General features: G+C 65.9%; 10 protein-coding genes. 4 read left to right on the top strand and 6 right to left on the bottom strand.

What is annotated here, in order from left to right:
- Positions 1–32 precede the first annotated feature (32 nt).
- Together E1832_RS11115 and E1832_RS11110 are read right to left on the bottom strand one after the other, a co-directional pair.
- Positions 33–908, bottom strand: coding sequence for a CobW family GTP-binding protein (locus tag E1832_RS11115; protein ID WP_133359820.1), 876 nt, complete (start codon positions 906–908; stop codon positions 33–35).
- Positions 905–2,533, bottom strand: a complete 1,629-nt coding sequence (locus E1832_RS11110; RefSeq protein WP_133359819.1) for an amidohydrolase — start codon at positions 2,531–2,533, stop codon at positions 905–907. The genes E1832_RS11115 and E1832_RS11110 overlap by 4 nt, the downstream gene beginning before the upstream one ends.
- A 350-nt stretch (positions 2,534–2,883) precedes the next feature.
- Between E1832_RS11110 and E1832_RS11105 the strand changes: the two genes are divergently transcribed.
- Together E1832_RS11105 and E1832_RS11100 are read left to right on the top strand one after the other, a co-directional pair.
- On the top strand, positions 2,884–3,087 hold the full coding sequence (locus E1832_RS11105; protein WP_133359818.1) for a hypothetical protein: 204 nt from the start codon (positions 2,884–2,886) through the stop codon (positions 3,085–3,087).
- A 308-nt stretch (positions 3,088–3,395) separates the two neighbouring features.
- On the top strand, positions 3,396–5,819 hold the full coding sequence (locus E1832_RS11100) for a Hint domain-containing protein (RefSeq protein ID WP_133359817.1): 2,424 nt from the start codon (positions 3,396–3,398) through the stop codon (positions 5,817–5,819).
- Between the two features lie 106 nt (positions 5,820–5,925).
- Here the strand turns inward: E1832_RS11100 and E1832_RS11095 are convergent, their stop codons facing one another.
- Complete coding sequence (locus E1832_RS11095; RefSeq protein ID WP_133359816.1) at positions 5,926–6,537, bottom strand: nucleotidyltransferase family protein; 612 nt, start codon at positions 6,535–6,537, stop codon at positions 5,926–5,928.
- A gap of 31 nt (positions 6,538–6,568) precedes the next feature.
- The gene (locus tag E1832_RS11090) at positions 6,569–8,977 is read right to left on the bottom strand and encodes a GcvT family protein (protein WP_133359815.1); all 2,409 of its coding nucleotides are present in this window, start codon (positions 8,975–8,977) and stop codon (positions 6,569–6,571) included.
- Positions 8,978–9,258: 281 nt separating this feature from the next.
- Here E1832_RS11090 and E1832_RS11085 point away from each other — a divergent pair, with 281 nt between their 5' ends.
- Both E1832_RS11085 and E1832_RS11080 read left to right on the top strand, forming a co-directional pair.
- A complete protein-coding gene (locus E1832_RS11085) occupies positions 9,259–10,200 on the top strand; it encodes a hypothetical protein (RefSeq protein ID WP_133359814.1) in 942 nt (313 codons plus the stop codon).
- Positions 10,201–10,309: 109 nt separating this feature from the next.
- Positions 10,310–12,730 (top strand): GcvT family protein, encoded by a 2,421-nt coding sequence (locus E1832_RS11080; protein WP_133359813.1) that lies wholly within the window; start codon positions 10,310–10,312, stop codon positions 12,728–12,730.
- A 26-nt stretch (positions 12,731–12,756) separates the two neighbouring features.
- On the opposite strand, the gene E1832_RS11075 is transcribed toward E1832_RS11080, so the two are convergent.
- Entirely contained in the window at positions 12,757–14,391 is a 1,635-nt protein-coding gene (locus tag E1832_RS11075; protein ID WP_133359812.1) for an MFS transporter, read from the bottom strand.
- Complete coding sequence (locus tag E1832_RS11070) at positions 14,388–15,695, bottom strand: HlyC/CorC family transporter (protein WP_133359811.1); 1,308 nt, start codon at positions 15,693–15,695, stop codon at positions 14,388–14,390. Before E1832_RS11070 ends, E1832_RS11075 begins: the two co-directional genes overlap by 4 nt.
- Between the last annotated feature and the right edge of the window lie 10 nt (positions 15,696–15,705).

Raw genomic sequence — 15,705 nt, 5'->3', positions numbered from 1 at the left:
CGCGCGCTGCGCCGGTGCGCCGGTGCGCGGATCTAGCTGGTCGGCGCGCCGCTCCACCAGGCCTCGATGTCCCGCGTGGTGATCCGCCCGGTCAGGCCCAGGCCGACCAGCGCGGTCCGCTCGGCCCGGCCGCGTTTGACCTGCACGTTGCGGCCGACCACCTGCACCTCGCAGGGGCCGTCGTCGGTCAGGACAAACCCCTTGAGGCGATAGAGATCCTCGGGCCGCGCGGTCAGCCTGTCATCCAGCGCCGCGCGGCCGATCACCGCGTCGGTTTCGTGATGCCAGCGCACATAGGCCGGGTGCGGCGCGGCGGCGCGTCCCTGCGGATGCGGCAGGATGCCAAACAGCAGCGGCGCAAGCGGGCCGTCTTCGGGCAACGGCTGCGGGCTGCGCGCGCCGATACGCCCGAGGCGGTCCAGCAGGGCCGGGTCGGGCGCCGCCCCCTTGGTCAGAAACACCAGGTCGGCCACCCTGATCTGCTGTTCGAGCTGCGGCGCGATCCGCGCATCGTCCAGCAGGCCCGGACCGTTCAGCACATCGACCAGCGTGACGATGCCGGCATATGACAGCTCCGGCTCGGCAATCGCCGCATTGGCGATGGCGGCGGGGTCGGCGATGCCGCTGGCCTCGACCAGCAGATGGTCGGGGCGCGGCCTGCGGTCCAGCGCATCGCCCAGCGCCATGAACAGATCCGCCCCCATGGTGCAGCAGACGCAGCCATTGGTCAGCGCGATGGTGTCGTCATCGCTGGTTTCGATCAGGGCGGCGTCGATATTGATGGCGCCGAAATCGTTGACCAGCACCAGCAGGCGCAGCCCGTGGTCCTCGGACAGAAGCCGGTTGATCAGTGTGGTCTTGCCGGCGCCGAGATAGCCGCTGATCACCGTGAGCGGCAGGCGCGTCATGACAGGTTCACGATCCCGCCGGACACCGTGCCCAGCACCGGCACATCCTTCAGCAGAGCGGGCGGAACGGCGGTGGGATCCTCGCCCAGCACAGCGAAATCGGCGATCTTGCCAGTCTCGATACTGCCGATCTCGCCATCCAGCCGCAGCGTATAGGCCGCCCCGAGGGTGATGGCATAAAGCGCCTCGGATACGGTGATGCGCTGTTCCTCGCCCAGCACACGGTCGGTCATCGTCTGCCGGTTGACGGCCGCCCAGGCGGTGAACAGCGGGCCCATCGCGGTCACCGGCGCGTCCGAATGCAGCGCCACATGCACCCCCGCGTCCAGCGCGGAGCGCGCGGCATTCATGCGCAGGGCGCGATCCCTGCCGACGGTCAGCGCCAGATGCTGGTCGCCGAAATACCAGATGTGGTTGGAGAAGATATTGCTGCAGACGCCGAGATCGGCGCAGCGGCGGAACTGGTCCGGCCCCATCATCTGGCAATGCTGCAGCACGTGACGCGCACCGGGCCAGGGATGTTTGCGCGCCGCCGCTTCCAGCGCGTCGAGCGCGACAGAAGAGGCCTCGTCGCCGTTGACATGGATATGCATCTGCAGCCCGTGCCTCTGAAAGGTCTCGCACTGGATATGGATCATGTCCGGCGGCGTGTTCCAGATGCCGTTGGGCTGGCCGCCGACATAGCCGGGCCATTTCACCCGCGCGGTCCAGCCCTGGATCGAGCCGTCGGTCATCAGTTTGACCGCGCCGAGGCGCAGCTTGTCGGTGGATTTCGCGCGCAGGCGCAGCGCCTTTTGCGCGGTCTCCTCCGGCGGGGCGCCCGCCGCCCCCAGCGCCGGCACCAGGCGCACACCAAAGCCGGGTTCGCCGGTGATCTCCAGCAGGGTGTCGAGATCGTCCTCTTCCATCTGGGAATAGAGGTCGGTTACCGTGGTCACCCCGGCCAGACGGCAGACATCGGCATAGGTACGGATCGCCTGCGCGCTTTGCGACAGGCCGCGGAAATCCATGCCGACCCGGCGCATGACCGGGAACATCGCCGCCATTTCCTGCAACTCGCCGGTGGGCTCGCCATCGGGGCCTTTGACCACGCCCTCGGCATTGGTCTCATGGGAATAGCCGGCCAGCTCCAGCGCGGCGGAGTTCACGCACATCAGGTGGAAGTTGGAGAACATCACCGCCACCGGGCGATCACCGGCCACCGAGTCGAGGTGTTTGCGGCTCAGCCGCTCGGTGGGCAGAAAGATCGGATCGAAGCCCCAGGCCAGCAGCGGCGCGCCCGGCGGCAGCGCGGCGGCCCGTTCGCGCAGCCGGTCGATCACCGCATCGATGTCGGTCATCCCCTTGTGCAGCGTGCCGCCGGGGTCGATCCGGTCGTGATAGCCGGCATAGGTCATATTCCACATCGCGCCGGCCATCATATGGGCGTGCCCCTCGACAAAACCGGGCAACAGCACCGCGTGGGACAGGCTGTCGTCATGGGTGACCGGCCCCCAGGCATCGGCGCAGTCGGGCCCGCCGACGGCCAGGATATGCCCGTCCCGCACCGCCACATGGGTGGCGGTCGGGTGGCTGGGGTCCATCGTTACGATCTTTTTCGCGCCAAAGACGGTGATCTGGCTCATCATGCTCTCCCGGTTGTTCGTCCGGTTTCCTCGGGCGGCCGCGCAGGCGGGCGGACCGGGAAACCGTGTTCGATGCCCAGAGTAGCCGGAAAAGGGGATGAAATGTCCATGGGTTTCGTGGGCCGGCCGTGTGGCGCTCCATAAGTGCCCCGCAGAGGTGGAGATCGCTGGGGCGGGGGTGAAAAGGTTAACGGCCCGAATCATCGTCAGGGGCGAAAGATTGTTCCCAACAAGGAAAGAGTTTTGTCAGATACTGGGGGATTGGTTCAAAAAACTGCGCTTTGTGGGGGCGGGGGCAGGGGCTCATTCCAACCGGCTGGGGGGGCGGCGCGGGCGATCTTACCGTGGGCATGACCGCAAGGATCGGAAACAATCGGGAAGGATTTGACCCGGAATTGGCCGGCAATCGGATGGATGAAGGGGAAATGTTCCGAAAAACGGCAAAAAACGGAAACAATCCCCTGTCGGTCTGCACCTTGTCCGAGGCCTGTCCGGGGCGCGAACAACGGGTCCCGGTGAAAACGCCCGCAATTTTGTTAGAATTTTCTTTTTGACCGGCCCCGGCCAACGGGTAATTCTTAACATGCCAACTGGGGGCATTGTCTGTAGGTCGCGGAGGCGACCGTCTGTTCGCATCGAAACGATGCAGGAAACACATGTGCGCGGCCGGACTTTGTCGGCGGCGCGGGCATGGCGAATGTCTGTCGCAGTGCGGCGGGCACCGGTCGAAGTGGCCGGATTTTCCGAATTGTTTCACGCTGAGCGGGCGGGATGGCCTGCGGGAGACGGATTGCATCAGTTTGGCGGCCGACGGGCGCGAGTTGCGGCCAGGTGATCGGCGTGTGTCGAAAAGGAGAGAGTGATGCCCATTACACGTCCACCCACGGGCGCCGGGTTTGTTGAAGGCGACGAAAACGACAACCGGATTGACGTTGCCTACACCGGCGATCCCGAAGGCGATATGATCGACAACGGTGACGCGATCGACCCGAGCGCCGGTCCCGATGACGATATCGTGGATGCGAAAGGCGGCGACGATTACGTCGAGGCGGGCGAGGGCGACGACGTGGTCTATGCCGGCAGCGGCGATGACGAGGTCTACGGCCAGTCCGGCGACGATATTCTTTACGGTGACGCCAACGCCCCGGGCACCAGCGGTGGGCGCCAGGTGTTCCAATGGGATCTGGCCCCCGACCCGGACGATGGCGGCGATATCGACGCCTATGACGATCTGAGCGGCGGTTTCACCCAGAACACCGGCAGCGTCGACGTGACCTTTACCGTGGTCTCGCAGTCGCCGGCCAGCGCTTCTACCTTCTCTGCCGAGACGCAACTGGTGGACGGCATCACCACCGATGGCGCCCCGGCGGACAGCACCAGCGCGCTGGATTCCGACGCCTATGTCCAGGGCGACCCGGTGGTCTACGATCTGGACTTTTCCGCGCCGGTCGAGAACGTGTCGTTCCGGATCAACGATATCGACAATGACGGCGTCGTCACGGTCAAGGCGTTCGACGCCAACGGCGACCCGGTCGAGGTCACCCTGACCGGCGGGTCCCGTGTGACGCTGTCGGATACCGATGCCGTGGCCGGGGACGATACCGCGACCTCGGTAGGCGGCAACATGCCCTATACCAGCACGACGCACTCGGTTCTTGTCGAGATTGCCGGCCCGATCTCGTCGCTGGAAATCGTCCACGATCAGGACGGCCCGGCAGACTCCGGAATCGCGGTGACGGATATCTATTTCGACGCCCCGGACGCCGACCCGGGCGCTGACGGCGACGACCAGCTGCATGGCGGCGAGGGCGACGACATCATCTATGGCGAAGGCGGCAGGGACACCATCACCGGCGGCGACGGCAACGACACGGTCTACGGCGGCGACGGCGATGACACCATCGACACCAGCTCGACCTCTGGCGTTCCGCTGCCCGATCGCGGCTTCCCCTCCTACCAGGGGCTGCCGGAGGTGCCGGCGGACTCCGATCCCTATGACGACCGTGATACCGTCGATGGCGGCGCCGGAAATGACACGATCATCACCGGCGACGATAACGATGTGATCTACGGCGGTGCCGGCAATGACACCATTGATGGCGGTCTGGACGACGACCAGATCGACGGCGGCAGCGGCGACGACTTCATTGTCGGCGGCGAAGGCGCCGACACGATCGATGGCGGCGAGGGTAACGACACCATCTATGGCGGTCTGGACCCCAGCTTTCCCGACGTGCCGAACATTCCCGACGACGGCAGCGCCGGCGACCCGGACCCGGAAACCACCAATGGCATGGATGTGATCCACGGCGGTGCCGGCGACGACACCATCTATGGCCAGGATGACGACGACACCATCTATGGCGACGATGGAAATGACGTCATCGACGGCGGCATCGACGACGATTATATCGACGGTGGCGCCGGCAACGACACCCTGATCGGCGGTCAGGGCGTGGATACGGTGTTCGGCGGCGATGGGCGCGATGATTTCCGCGGCAGCTATGAGGGCGGCGACTCGGTCGATGGCGGCAGCGGCGGCGATGATTTCGATACGCTCTACATGGGCGGCCAGCGCTATGTCATCACCAGCGAGACCGACGACGCCGACGGCAACAGCACCTCGGGGACGATGGATCTGCTGGACAGCACCGGCAGCGTGACCGGCTCGATGACCTTCAAGGAAATCGAGAAGATCGTGCCCTGTTTCACCCCCGGCACCCGGATCGCAACGCCCCAGGGCGAACGGCCGGTCGAGGATCTGGAGGTCGGCGACCGGGTGATCACCCGCGACAACGGCATCCAGGAGATCCGCTGGATCGGCAAGCGCCGCCTGAACGGGCTGGAACTGTCACTGGCCGATCACCTGCAGCCGGTGATGATCCGCAAGGGCGCGCTCGGCAAGGGGTTGCCGGAACGCGACATGATGGTCAGCCCGCAGCACCGTGTGTTGATCGCCAACGACCGCACCGCGCTCTATTTCGAAGAGCGCGAGGTTCTGGTCGCGGCCAAGCATCTGATTGGCACCGACGGGATCGAGCGGGTGGATTTGTCCTCGGTCACCTATATCCACTTCATGTTCGACCAGCATGAGGTCGTGCTCTCGGACGGGGCCTGGACCGAAAGTTTCCAGCCGGGCGATCTGACGCTGGAGGGCATGGACAGCGCCCAGCGGGCGGAATTGCTGGACCTGTTCCCCGAGTTGACCTCGGAACAGGGGTTCAGGGGCTATCAGTCTGCGCGCCGGTCGCTGAAGCGGCATGAGGCGGCCTTGCTGATGCAGTGATCCGCAGGGGTGGGGGAGGCCCGGCGACAGTCATTGCAGCTACGCAGGGCGTGCCACGCACGCGGGGGAAAGGCAGGGTTCGCGCCCTGCCTTTTTCGTTTGGCGGTCAGCATTCCGACCGCTGCGCCGCGCGCCAGGCGGCCCAGTCTTCGGGGGTGTCCAGATCCAGCCGCGCGTGGCGGCCCGGAAGCGGCACCAGCATCAGGCGGTCCGCGTGACGCCGGATGGCCACCTGGGCGCCGCTGTCGCCGGTGAGCGCGGCCAACTCGGCAAACAGCGCCCGGGCGACAACGACCGGATGTCCGGGCTGTCCCGCCGCCGTGGCGCCACGCCAGACCAAGACGCCGGAGCGCAGGTCCACCGCGCCGGCGACGGTTTGCAGATCGGCCGTCGACAGCTCGGGCAGATCGGCCAGCAGGATCATCGCCGCCTCCGCTTTGGGCGGCAGCGCGGTCAGCGCGCGCCGCAGACTTGCGGCGATCCCCTCGGCCGCGTCCGGCACCGGAACCGGGACGACCGGCAGGCCCGCCAGCGCGTCATGGCGCGGATGCGGCGCCGGCGGCAGCGCCGCGATCACCGGGCCGATCCCGGCAGCACAGGCGCGCCGGGCCGCGCGCCGCAACAACGGCACGCCGCCGACAGGCTCCATCAGCTTGTCGCGCCCGCGCATGCGGCTTGATTGCCCGGCGGCGAGCAACAGGATCGGCAGATCGGTCATGCGCCGATCATGGCGCGGGCGGCGGCGGCTGTCACCCGCGCATCCGCACCCCGTCCGGATCGAAAAGCGGGGTGGTGACCAACCGCGCCTTGCGCATGGCCCCGAGGATCTCGATCTCGACCTCCAGCCCGTCGGCGATCCGGTCGGTGGGCAGGAAGCCAAGTGCAACGGATTGCCCGGCGAAATGGGAATAGCCGCCGGAGGTGCAGAAGCCCCGGACCTCGCCGTCGAGCCAGATCGGCTCGTACCCGTTCACATCGGCATCCTCCGCCGCGACCAAGAAGGCGGCGAGACGGCGGGCGGGGCCGGTGGCGCGTTCGGCATCAGCGGCGGACCATCCAATAAAATCAATGTCTTTCTTGAAGGAGATGAAGCGATCCAACCCGGTCTCGCCGGGGGTGTAGTCGGGCGAATACTCCGCCATCCAGCTGCCGAAAAACTTGTCGAGCCGGAGCGACATCATCGCCCGCATCCCGAAGGGTTCGATGCCATGCGCCTGACCGGCGGCGAACAGCCTGTCCCAAAGCTGGCGCTGCGCCATGGGATCGCAATAGATCTCATAGCCCAGATCGCCGGTATAGCTGACCCGCTGCACCAGGCAATCGGTCATGCCAACGGTCATCCGCCGCACGTCCATGAACCGCATGTCCGCGACATCGGCGCGGGTGCAATCGGCCAGAAGCGTGCGGGCCTTCGGTCCGGAGATCTGAAACCCGTTCAGATTATCGCTGATATTTTCGATGGTTACGCCATCCTCCTGATGTTTCAGAAACCAGCGCATGTGATAGGCTTGCGCGCCATAGGAGGCGGTGAGCTGAAAGCTCGCCTCGTCGAGGCAGGAAATAGTGAAATCGCCGATCAGCCTGCCGCGCGGGGACAGCATCGGGGACAGCGACAGCCGCCCGGGCTGCGGCAGGCGTCCGGCCATGATGCGGTCGAGCCAGGCGCGGGCTGCCGGCCCCGTGACACGATATTTCCCAAAGTTTTGAAGTTCATTGATTCCAACGGCTTCGCGTACAGTCATCACCTCTCGTGCGGTGGCGTCAAAGGCGTTGGAGCGGCGGAAGGACGGGGTCTCGTACCGCGGCTCATTTTCCCGGGCGAAGTAGTTGACCACCTCCAGCCCATATTGCTGGCCCCACACGGCCCCCATGCCCGAGAAAATGTCGTACATCGGCGTGGTGCGGTTGGGCCGGGCCGCCGGAAGCTCTTCGTTGGGATAGGAGACCGAGAAACGTTTCTGATAGTTTTCAATGACTTTCGGGCGGGTGTAACCGGGGCCGATCCAGTCGCCAAAGCGGGCGACATCCATCGCCGTCACGTCGCGCTCCGGCTCGCCCTCGATCATCCATTGCGCCAGCATGAGGCCGACACCGCCGCCCTGGCTGAACCCCGCCATCACCCCGCAGGCGGACCAATAGTTGCGCAGGCCCGGCACCGGGCCGACCAGCGGGTTGCCGTCGGGGGCAAAGGTGAACGGGCCGTGGATCACGGACTTGACCCCGGCGCGTTCGAGAACGGGAAAGCGTTTGTACGCAAATTCAATGCTTTCCGAGATCTTTTCAAAGTCATCCGGCAGGAGTTCGTGGCCAAAGCTCCAGGGCGTGCCGTCGACCGCCCAGGGCTTGCAGGGCTGCTCATAAAAGCCGATGCACAGTCCGCGCCCCTCCTGCCGCAGATAGCTTTCGCCGGCCGGATCCATCACATGCGGGTGTTCCTGATCGCGTTCGTAAATCTCGGGGATGTCGTCGGTGACGATGTACTGATGCTCCATCGGGTGCAGCGGGGCATAGACGCCCGCCATCGCCGCCACCTCGCGCGCCCAGAGGCCGCCGGCGTTGACCACATGTTCCGCATGGACCGTGCCCTTGTCGGTGACCACGTCCCAGCTGCCGTCCGGGCGCTGGTTGGTCTCCTTCACCATGCAATGGGTCTCGATCGTGGCGCCGCCCATCCGCGCGGCCTTGGCATAGGCGTGCGTCGTGCCCGAGGGGTCCAGGTGCCCGTCGAGCGGGTCGTAAAGCGCGCCGATGATGCCGTCGAGATTGGTGATCGGTGCGATTTTCGCGATCTCCTCGGGGCCGACGATCGCGGTCTCCAGCCCCATGAACCGGTGCTTGGCCCGTTCCGCCAGCAGCATGTCGAAGCGGTCGCGGTTGTCGGCCAGCGTCACGCCGCCGACATGGTGCAGCCCGCAGGACATGCCGGTGATCTCCTCCAGCTCCTTGTAAAGGCGGATGGTATAGCCCTGCAGCGCCGCCATGTTGGTGTCGCCGTTGAGGGTATGAAACCCGCCCGCCGCGTGCCAGGTGGAGCCCGAGGTCAGCTCCGAGCGTTCCAGCAGCATCACGTCGGACCAGCCCAGCTTGGTCAGGTGATAGAGCACCGAACAGCCGACGACGCCGCCGCCGATCACCGCGACACGGGTTGTGGGTTTCATGGGGGCCTCCTTGTTGCGTTGTCGTCAGCCTGTGGCCGGTCGGCAGGGGCCGCTTGCCGGAAAGCGACGGGAACTGTCGCTGGCGGGACAGGGGTCGGCGCGTGGCACGCTGCTTGTCGGGGGCTGTTCCACCGGGCCTCGCCGCTGGAACCCGGGCGATCGGCTGATTGGACAGGTGGCGGGTTTCAACCCCTGATGGTTGACTGGCCCCGCGTGCTCGGTAAGATTGTTCAGCGATTGATCGGTTCCGATTTTTTCGGGTTTCCAGGAGGGGGATGGTCATGGTGGGCTTTTTTGCGTTGCTGATGGCCGGGGGGGCATTGCTCGCCTTGTCCGGGGTCATGGACGATGACGCGGCGCCTGATCCGGCGGGGGACGGCGGCGGTGACGGCGAAACCTGGGACGGTGACGAGATCCGGGTGACTGAACTCGGAAGCGAGCCCGAGCTGATCGTGCCGGAAGAGATCGACGACAGCGCCTTTCCCGGGTCCGACCTGTCCGGTTATGCCGGCAGCAGCGCGGACGAGCTGATCGAGACGAATACCTCCGACGATACCTATCAGCTGATCGATGGCGGCGGGGGCGACGATGTGGTCGAGGCCGGGATGGGGGACATGGTCGACCTGCGCAGCGAGGATGAGGAGACCGGGGACGACATCGAGGGCGAAGAGGGCGATCTGCTGACGGTGTCCGTGTCGCAGGACGATCTGGATGCCGCGCCGCAACTGTCGGTGTTCGAGTATCTGTCCGGAGGTAAAGGTGTTGACGTTTCCGACGGCGACATCCCGATTTTCCAGGCGCGCCTTGGATCGGGCGACAGTCTTGACATCGAACTGCCGGACGGGGCCGGAGGATCGGTTCATGTGGTGGAGGACGAGGTAACAACTTACATAGGCGGGACGGCGTCCAGTGGCGCCCAGCTGGAAAGCTTTTCGGGAAGGGTGCTTTACGTGCCAGAAGGGAAAAGCCTTCCGGAGGGGTTGCGCTCGCAGGAAGACTATTTTTTCTTCAGCGGCATTGATGACTCCGAGTTGCCCTTTGATGCGCTGGACGGTGTTCGCCTCTTGGGCAGGATCGACCTGGGCGAAGAACTCTTGGAAGGTTGGCTCGACGATACCACCGAACCGCCCGATCCCGATGAGCCGGTGCCGCCGAATTACACGCTGGGCTACGATCACCGGGTCGATATGCCGACCCTGACGGTCGGTGGACGGGGCGTCTGACCGGGACCCGATGGGCAGAAATGCGACGATTTTCGTCGCAAACCGGCAATTCCTTCCGCATCGGCATGGGCAGGGTGACCGATAGAGAAACCGGCCAGGGAGCCCGTCAATGCGTAGCCACGCACAGGCCGTCGTGATCGGCGGTGGCGTTATCGGATGCTCGATCCTCTACCATCTGACCAAGCTGGGCTGGACCGATGTGGTCCTGCTGGAGCGGGACGAACTGACCTCCGGCTCGACCTGGCACGCTGCCGCGAACATCCACGGGCTCCATGACAACACCAACATCAGCCGCATCCAGCATTACACCATGACCCTCTACAAGGAGCTGGAGGCGGAGACCGGGCAGGGATGCGGCGTGTTCCAGCCGGGATCGCTGTACCTCGCCCAGACCGAGGCGCGGGAGCATCAGCTCAGGCTGCAGGCGGCCAAGGCCAAGCTTTACGGCATGAATTTCCACGAGGTCAGCCGCGACGAGGCAGAGCGTTTGCATCCGCTGGTCGATTTCACCGGCATCCGCTGCATCATGTGGGAGCCGGACGGCGGCAATGTCGATCCGTCGGGGGTGACCGCCGCCTATGCTGCCGGCGCCCGGGCGCGGGGGGCCGAAATCCATCGCTTCACCCCGGTTACGGCGACGGAGGCGCAGCCGGACGGGACGTGGATCGTCCGTACACCCAAGGGCGATATCCGCACAGACTGGGTGATCAACGCCGCCGGCCTCTGGGGCCGCGAGGTGGCGGCGCTGGCCGGGCTGACCCTGCCGCTGCAACCGACCGAGCATCAGTATTTCGTCACCGAAACCATCCCGGAGATCGCCGCGTTGGATCGGCGCCTTCCCTCGGTCGCCGACCGCGACGGCGAATACTACCTCCGGCAGGAGGGGCAGGGGCTTCTGGTCGGCGCCTATGAGCGCGACATGCGGTTCTGGGCCGAGGAGGGCACACCGCTGGATTTCGCCCATGACCTCTTTCCCGACGATCTGGAGCGGATCGAGGAAAACATGATGCGCGCCATCGACCGGGTGCCGGTGGTGGGCCGCGCCGGGATCAAGCGGGTGATCAACGGGCCGATGATCTGGTCGCCGGATGCCAATGTGCTGTTCGGCCCGGTGCCGGAGCTGACGGGGTATTTTTGTTGCAATGGCATCATCCCGGGGTTCAGCCAGTCGGGCGGCATGGGGCTGATGGCGGCGCAATGGATCGTCGAGGGCGAGACCCGGTATGACATGTTCGCCTGGGACGTGGCCCGGTTCGGCGGTTGGGCCGACAAGGGGTTCACCAAGGCGCGGGTGCAGGATGCCTATGCGCACCGGTTCTCGATCCACTTCCCCAACGAGGAGCGCGCGGCGGGACGCCCCGCGCGCACACGGCCGGTTTACGGGATGCAAAAGGGGATGGGCGCGGTGTTCGGGCTCAACTCCGGCTGGGAACATCCGTTGTGGTTCGCCGAGACGCCGGGGACGGAGGACACCAACGGCTTTACCCGCCAGAACTGGTGGGGCCCGGTCGGCGAGGAATGCAAGATGCTGCGCGACCGGGCGGGGATCATCGATATCTCCAACTTTGCCAAATACCGGGTGGCGGGGGCAGGGGCCGAGGATTGGCTCAACGCGCTCTTCGCCAACCGGATGCCGAAAGCGGTGGGTCGCTCCTGTCTGACGCCGCTGATCGGCAAGCGGGGCGGAATTGCCGGGGATTTCACCGTCACACGGCTGGGCGACGCCGAGTTCTGGATCATCGGTTCGGGCATGGCCGAGGGCTATCACCAGCGGTTCTTCAAGGCGCTGCCGCTGCCTGGGGGGACGGTTTTTGAAACCAAGACCGAGGCGATCTGCGGCTTCAACGTGGCCGGGCCGAGGTCGCGCGAGATGCTGCAACGGCTGACCAATGCCTCGCTGGCGACGGCGGATTTTCCGTTCATGGCCAGCCGCCGGATTGAACTGGCCGGCGTCGACTGCCTGGCGCTGCGGGTCTCCTTCACCGGCGATCTGGGCTGGGAGTTGCATTGCGCGGCAGAGGATCAGGCGCGGCTTTACTCCGCGCTGATCGAGGCGGGGCGCGCGGTCGGCGCCGGTCCGGTGGGCAGCCGGGCGCTGATGAGCCTGCGGATTGAAAAGGGTTATGGCTCCTGGGGGCGGGAATACAGCCCGGAATACTGGCCGCAGGAGGTTGGCCTCGAGCGGTTGGTGAAGCTCGACAAGGAGTTCCTGAACAAGGGGGCGGTCGAGACGACGCTGGCCAACCCGGCGCGCGAGCAGCTGGTGCTGCTGGCCCTGGAAGAGGCGGACGTCGCCGCCTCGGATGCCGATGCCACCGGCGGCGAACCGATCTTTCGCGGTGGCGTCGGGATCGGGCGTGTCACCTCGGGCGCCTATGGCTACAGCGTGGGGCAATCGCTGGCGCTGGGCTATGTCAGGGGGGCCGGACCGGGTGACGCGGTGGAGGTGATGGTGCTGGGCCGTCCGCACCGCGCGCGGATCCTGGCCGAGCCACCGTTCGATCCGGCCGGCGCGCGGCTCAGGGCCTGAGACAGGGGCCGCACCCCAGTCCGGTGTCAGTCCGGCGTGCGCAGGCTGGAGCGTTGCACCAGCAGCACGGCCACCAGCGGACCGGCGAGGCCGATCACCGCGACGATGATCAGCAGCAGGCCCAGTTGCGAATAATCGGCCGGCGTCGCGACTGCGCCGTCCGGGCCGGTCACTTCGCGCGTGATGCTGAAGATCTGGTTGAGGTATCTGGTGCCAAGGCTGCTGGCCGAGAGCGCCAGATTGGTGAAAGAGGCCATGACGGCAAAGAAGGTCGCCTTGAGATTATCGGGCGCGTTGCGGGCGATCCAGGCCAGCATCGGGATCATGGCGATCTGGCCCAGCGGGCTTTCGATCGCGGTATCCAGGATGGCGATGAACCGGGCATCGACGATGCCGCCGGTCAGCGGCGCGGTCCAGTCCTGGATGCCATAGAAAAGGCCGATGTTGGGCAGTGACAGCAGCCCGGCCGCAACCGTCAGCAGCACCACGATATAGACGATGCTGTGATTGGCCATCAGCGGGCGCAGCACGAACATCCCGACCAGCGTCAGCACCGAGGTGATCAGCGAGAGGACGGCCAGGAACTGCTGATCGAACCCCAACTCGTCGATGGTGAACCAGGTGGCTCCGGCCCCGGGCAGCGGCGTCGCGCGGAAGATGAAGATGATGATCGCCGTGCCGACCAGCGCGCGCGCCTTGGCCGGCTCCAGCGCGGCGATGATCTGGCGCATGAGAAAGAGCACGATGGCCATCGATCCGGCAAAGATGACCTCCTGCGAATAGGGCAGATCGGACAGCCCCAGCGTCACCGACAGGGCGACAAAGGCACCGCCGCCGATGAAATAGGACCAGTTGGGTTTGACCGCGCCGCCCTCGGGGACGAAATGCGCCTCGGCACTGGCGCGGGACAGGCCGCAGGCCACCAGCGCGGCGATCTGGCGGCGCTGCTGCACCATCGCCAGCAGCACGCCGGAGACCGAGATCACCGGGATCGCCAGCCCGATCAGATAGATCCGGCCATAGACCGCGCCCTTGGCCGCCTCGGGCAGCGCGTCCATCCCGGAAAACAGCGTGATGTTGAGCGCGGCGACCGCCGAGAGCGCGCCGATCAGCGCCACCCGCCCCAGCGTCTGCATCGTGGTGTGCATCGCACGGCGGGTGTCCTCGTCAAGCGGCGCGCCGGCCGCGTCCACCTTTGGCACCGCCTCGACCGAGAGCGCGTCGGCCACCGCGTCCTGCACCACGTAACCGCAGGGCGACAACAGCGCGGCGAGCACGAACCAGGCGGTGACCGGCATCATCTCCGCCATCCAGGACACCCCGGTGGCCAGCCCGAACATGATCAGAAAACTGGCCGCGATCAGCCCGGCGCCAATGAACACCAGCACCCATTTCCAGCGCCACATCAGATCGACCAGATGCCCCATCGGCATCTTCAGCGCCCAGGGCAGCCCGACCCAGAACCCCAGCCCGGCCAGAAAGGCGGCGGAGACATCGAGGTAGTCCTTGACGAAAAAGGTGCCCACCACCGAGGTCAGCCCCGAGGCGCCATAGGCGAAATAGACCATCAGCGGCGGCAGGAAGGACCAGCGCATCTCGCGCCCCAGTTCCAGAACGACCGCGTCGAACCAGTCGTAGGCGGCGCCCCAGAGGCGGGTCATAGCGGTCGGATCTTCAGCTTTGTGACCCGGTTGCCTTCGCGCCCGATGACCTCGAAGCGGAAGTCGTGAAAGGAAAACACCTGCCCGACGGTGGGGATCATCTGCGCCTCATGGATCACCAGCCCGGCGACGGTATTGGCCTCTTCATCGGGCAGCGACCAGTCGGTGGCGCGGTTGAGATCGCGGATCGTCATCGCGCCGTCGATCAGAAAATGGCCATCCTCGGTCTTGCGCACCGGGTGATCGCCGTCGATGTCGAATTCGTCGGTGATCTCGCCGACGATCTCTTCGAGGATGTCCTCCAGCGTGATCAGCCCCTGAAGCGAGCCGTATTCGTCCACCACCAGCGCGAAATGGGTGCGCTGATGCAGGAACTGCCGCATCTGGTCGTCCAGCGTGGTGGTCTCGGGCACGAAATAGGGCGGCTTGGCCATGTCGGTGACCTGAAACCCGCTGAGGGTGTCGACATCGCCCGCCGCGCCGCCGATGTGGGTATAGATCGCGCGCAGCAGATCCTTGGCGTGGATCACGCCGATGATGTTCTCGGGTTCGTCGCGGAACACCGGCAGCCGGGTATGGGGGCTGTTCACGCATTGCGCAAAGATGTCACGGGGATCGGCGGCTGCGTCGATCATCTCGATGCCCGAGCGGTGCAGCATGATCTCCTCGACGGTGCGGTCGCTGAGGTCGAGCGCGCCGAGGATGCGGTCGCGGTCCTCTTTCTCGACCACGCCCTCGGAATGGCCCAGCTGCAGCGCGCCGGCGATCTCCTCGCGCACGGCGAGGACATGGCTGTCGGGGTCGATGCGCACGCCGAACAAACGCAGCACGCCGCGCACCAGCAGCCGCACGGCGCCGACGATGGGGGCGAACAGCGTGACGATGACCCCGATCACCGGCGCAACCGCGGCGGCGGCTTTCTCCGAATTTGTGATGGCATAGGTCTTGGGCAGCACCTCGGCGAAGATCAGCACGAGAAAGGTCATCACCAGCGTCGCCAGCGCCACGCCGCTTTCGCCGAAGACCCGGGTAAAGAGCGCGGTGGCCAGGGAGGCGGCGAGGATGTTGACCAGGTTGTTGCCCAAAAGGACCGAACCGATCAGCCGTTCGCTGTCCTCGGTGATGCGCAGCGCCTTGTCCGCCCCATTCGATCCCTTGTCCGCCTGGGCGCGCAGCTTGCCGCGCGAGGCCGCGGTCAGCGCGGTTTCCGAGCCGGAAAAGAACGCGGACAGGACCAGCAGGAACACGATCGCGCCCACCGTTCCCCAAAAGGCGGTGTCGAATATGGTCGAGGTGGTCTCCATCGGAAATATT

Origin of the sequence: Antarcticimicrobium luteum (assembly GCF_004358185.1) — a bacterium.
GTDB lineage: Bacteria > Pseudomonadota > Alphaproteobacteria > Rhodobacterales > Rhodobacteraceae > Antarcticimicrobium > Antarcticimicrobium luteum.
Note: the sequence above shows the minus strand (reverse complement) of the source record. Positions and strands in the feature narration are given on the sequence as shown.

What these genes read in the sequence shown, in the direction of transcription:
- E1832_RS11115 (WP_133359820.1), bottom strand. Translation starts at nt 908, where the DNA reads ATGACGCGCCTGCCGCTCACGGTGATCAGCGGCTATCTCGGCGCCGGC.
- E1832_RS11110 (WP_133359819.1), bottom strand. Translation starts at nt 2,533, where the DNA reads ATGAGCCAGATCACCGTCTTTGGCGCGAAAAAGATCGTAACGATGGAC.
- E1832_RS11105 (WP_133359818.1), top strand. Translation starts at nt 2,884, where the DNA reads ATGACCGCAAGGATCGGAAACAATCGGGAAGGATTTGACCCGGAATTG.
- E1832_RS11100 (WP_133359817.1), top strand. Translation starts at nt 3,396, where the DNA reads ATGCCCATTACACGTCCACCCACGGGCGCCGGGTTTGTTGAAGGCGAC.
- E1832_RS11095 (WP_133359816.1), bottom strand. Translation starts at nt 6,537, where the DNA reads ATGACCGATCTGCCGATCCTGTTGCTCGCCGCCGGGCAATCAAGCCGC.
- E1832_RS11090 (WP_133359815.1), bottom strand. Translation starts at nt 8,977, where the DNA reads ATGAAACCCACAACCCGTGTCGCGGTGATCGGCGGCGGCGTCGTCGGC.
- E1832_RS11085 (WP_133359814.1), top strand. Translation starts at nt 9,259, where the DNA reads ATGGTGGGCTTTTTTGCGTTGCTGATGGCCGGGGGGGCATTGCTCGCC.
- E1832_RS11080 (WP_133359813.1), top strand. Translation starts at nt 10,310, where the DNA reads ATGCGTAGCCACGCACAGGCCGTCGTGATCGGCGGTGGCGTTATCGGA.
- E1832_RS11075 (WP_133359812.1), bottom strand. Translation starts at nt 14,391, where the DNA reads ATGACCCGCCTCTGGGGCGCCGCCTACGACTGGTTCGACGCGGTCGTT.
- E1832_RS11070 (WP_133359811.1), bottom strand. Translation starts at nt 15,695, where the DNA reads ATGGAGACCACCTCGACCATATTCGACACCGCCTTTTGGGGAACGGTG.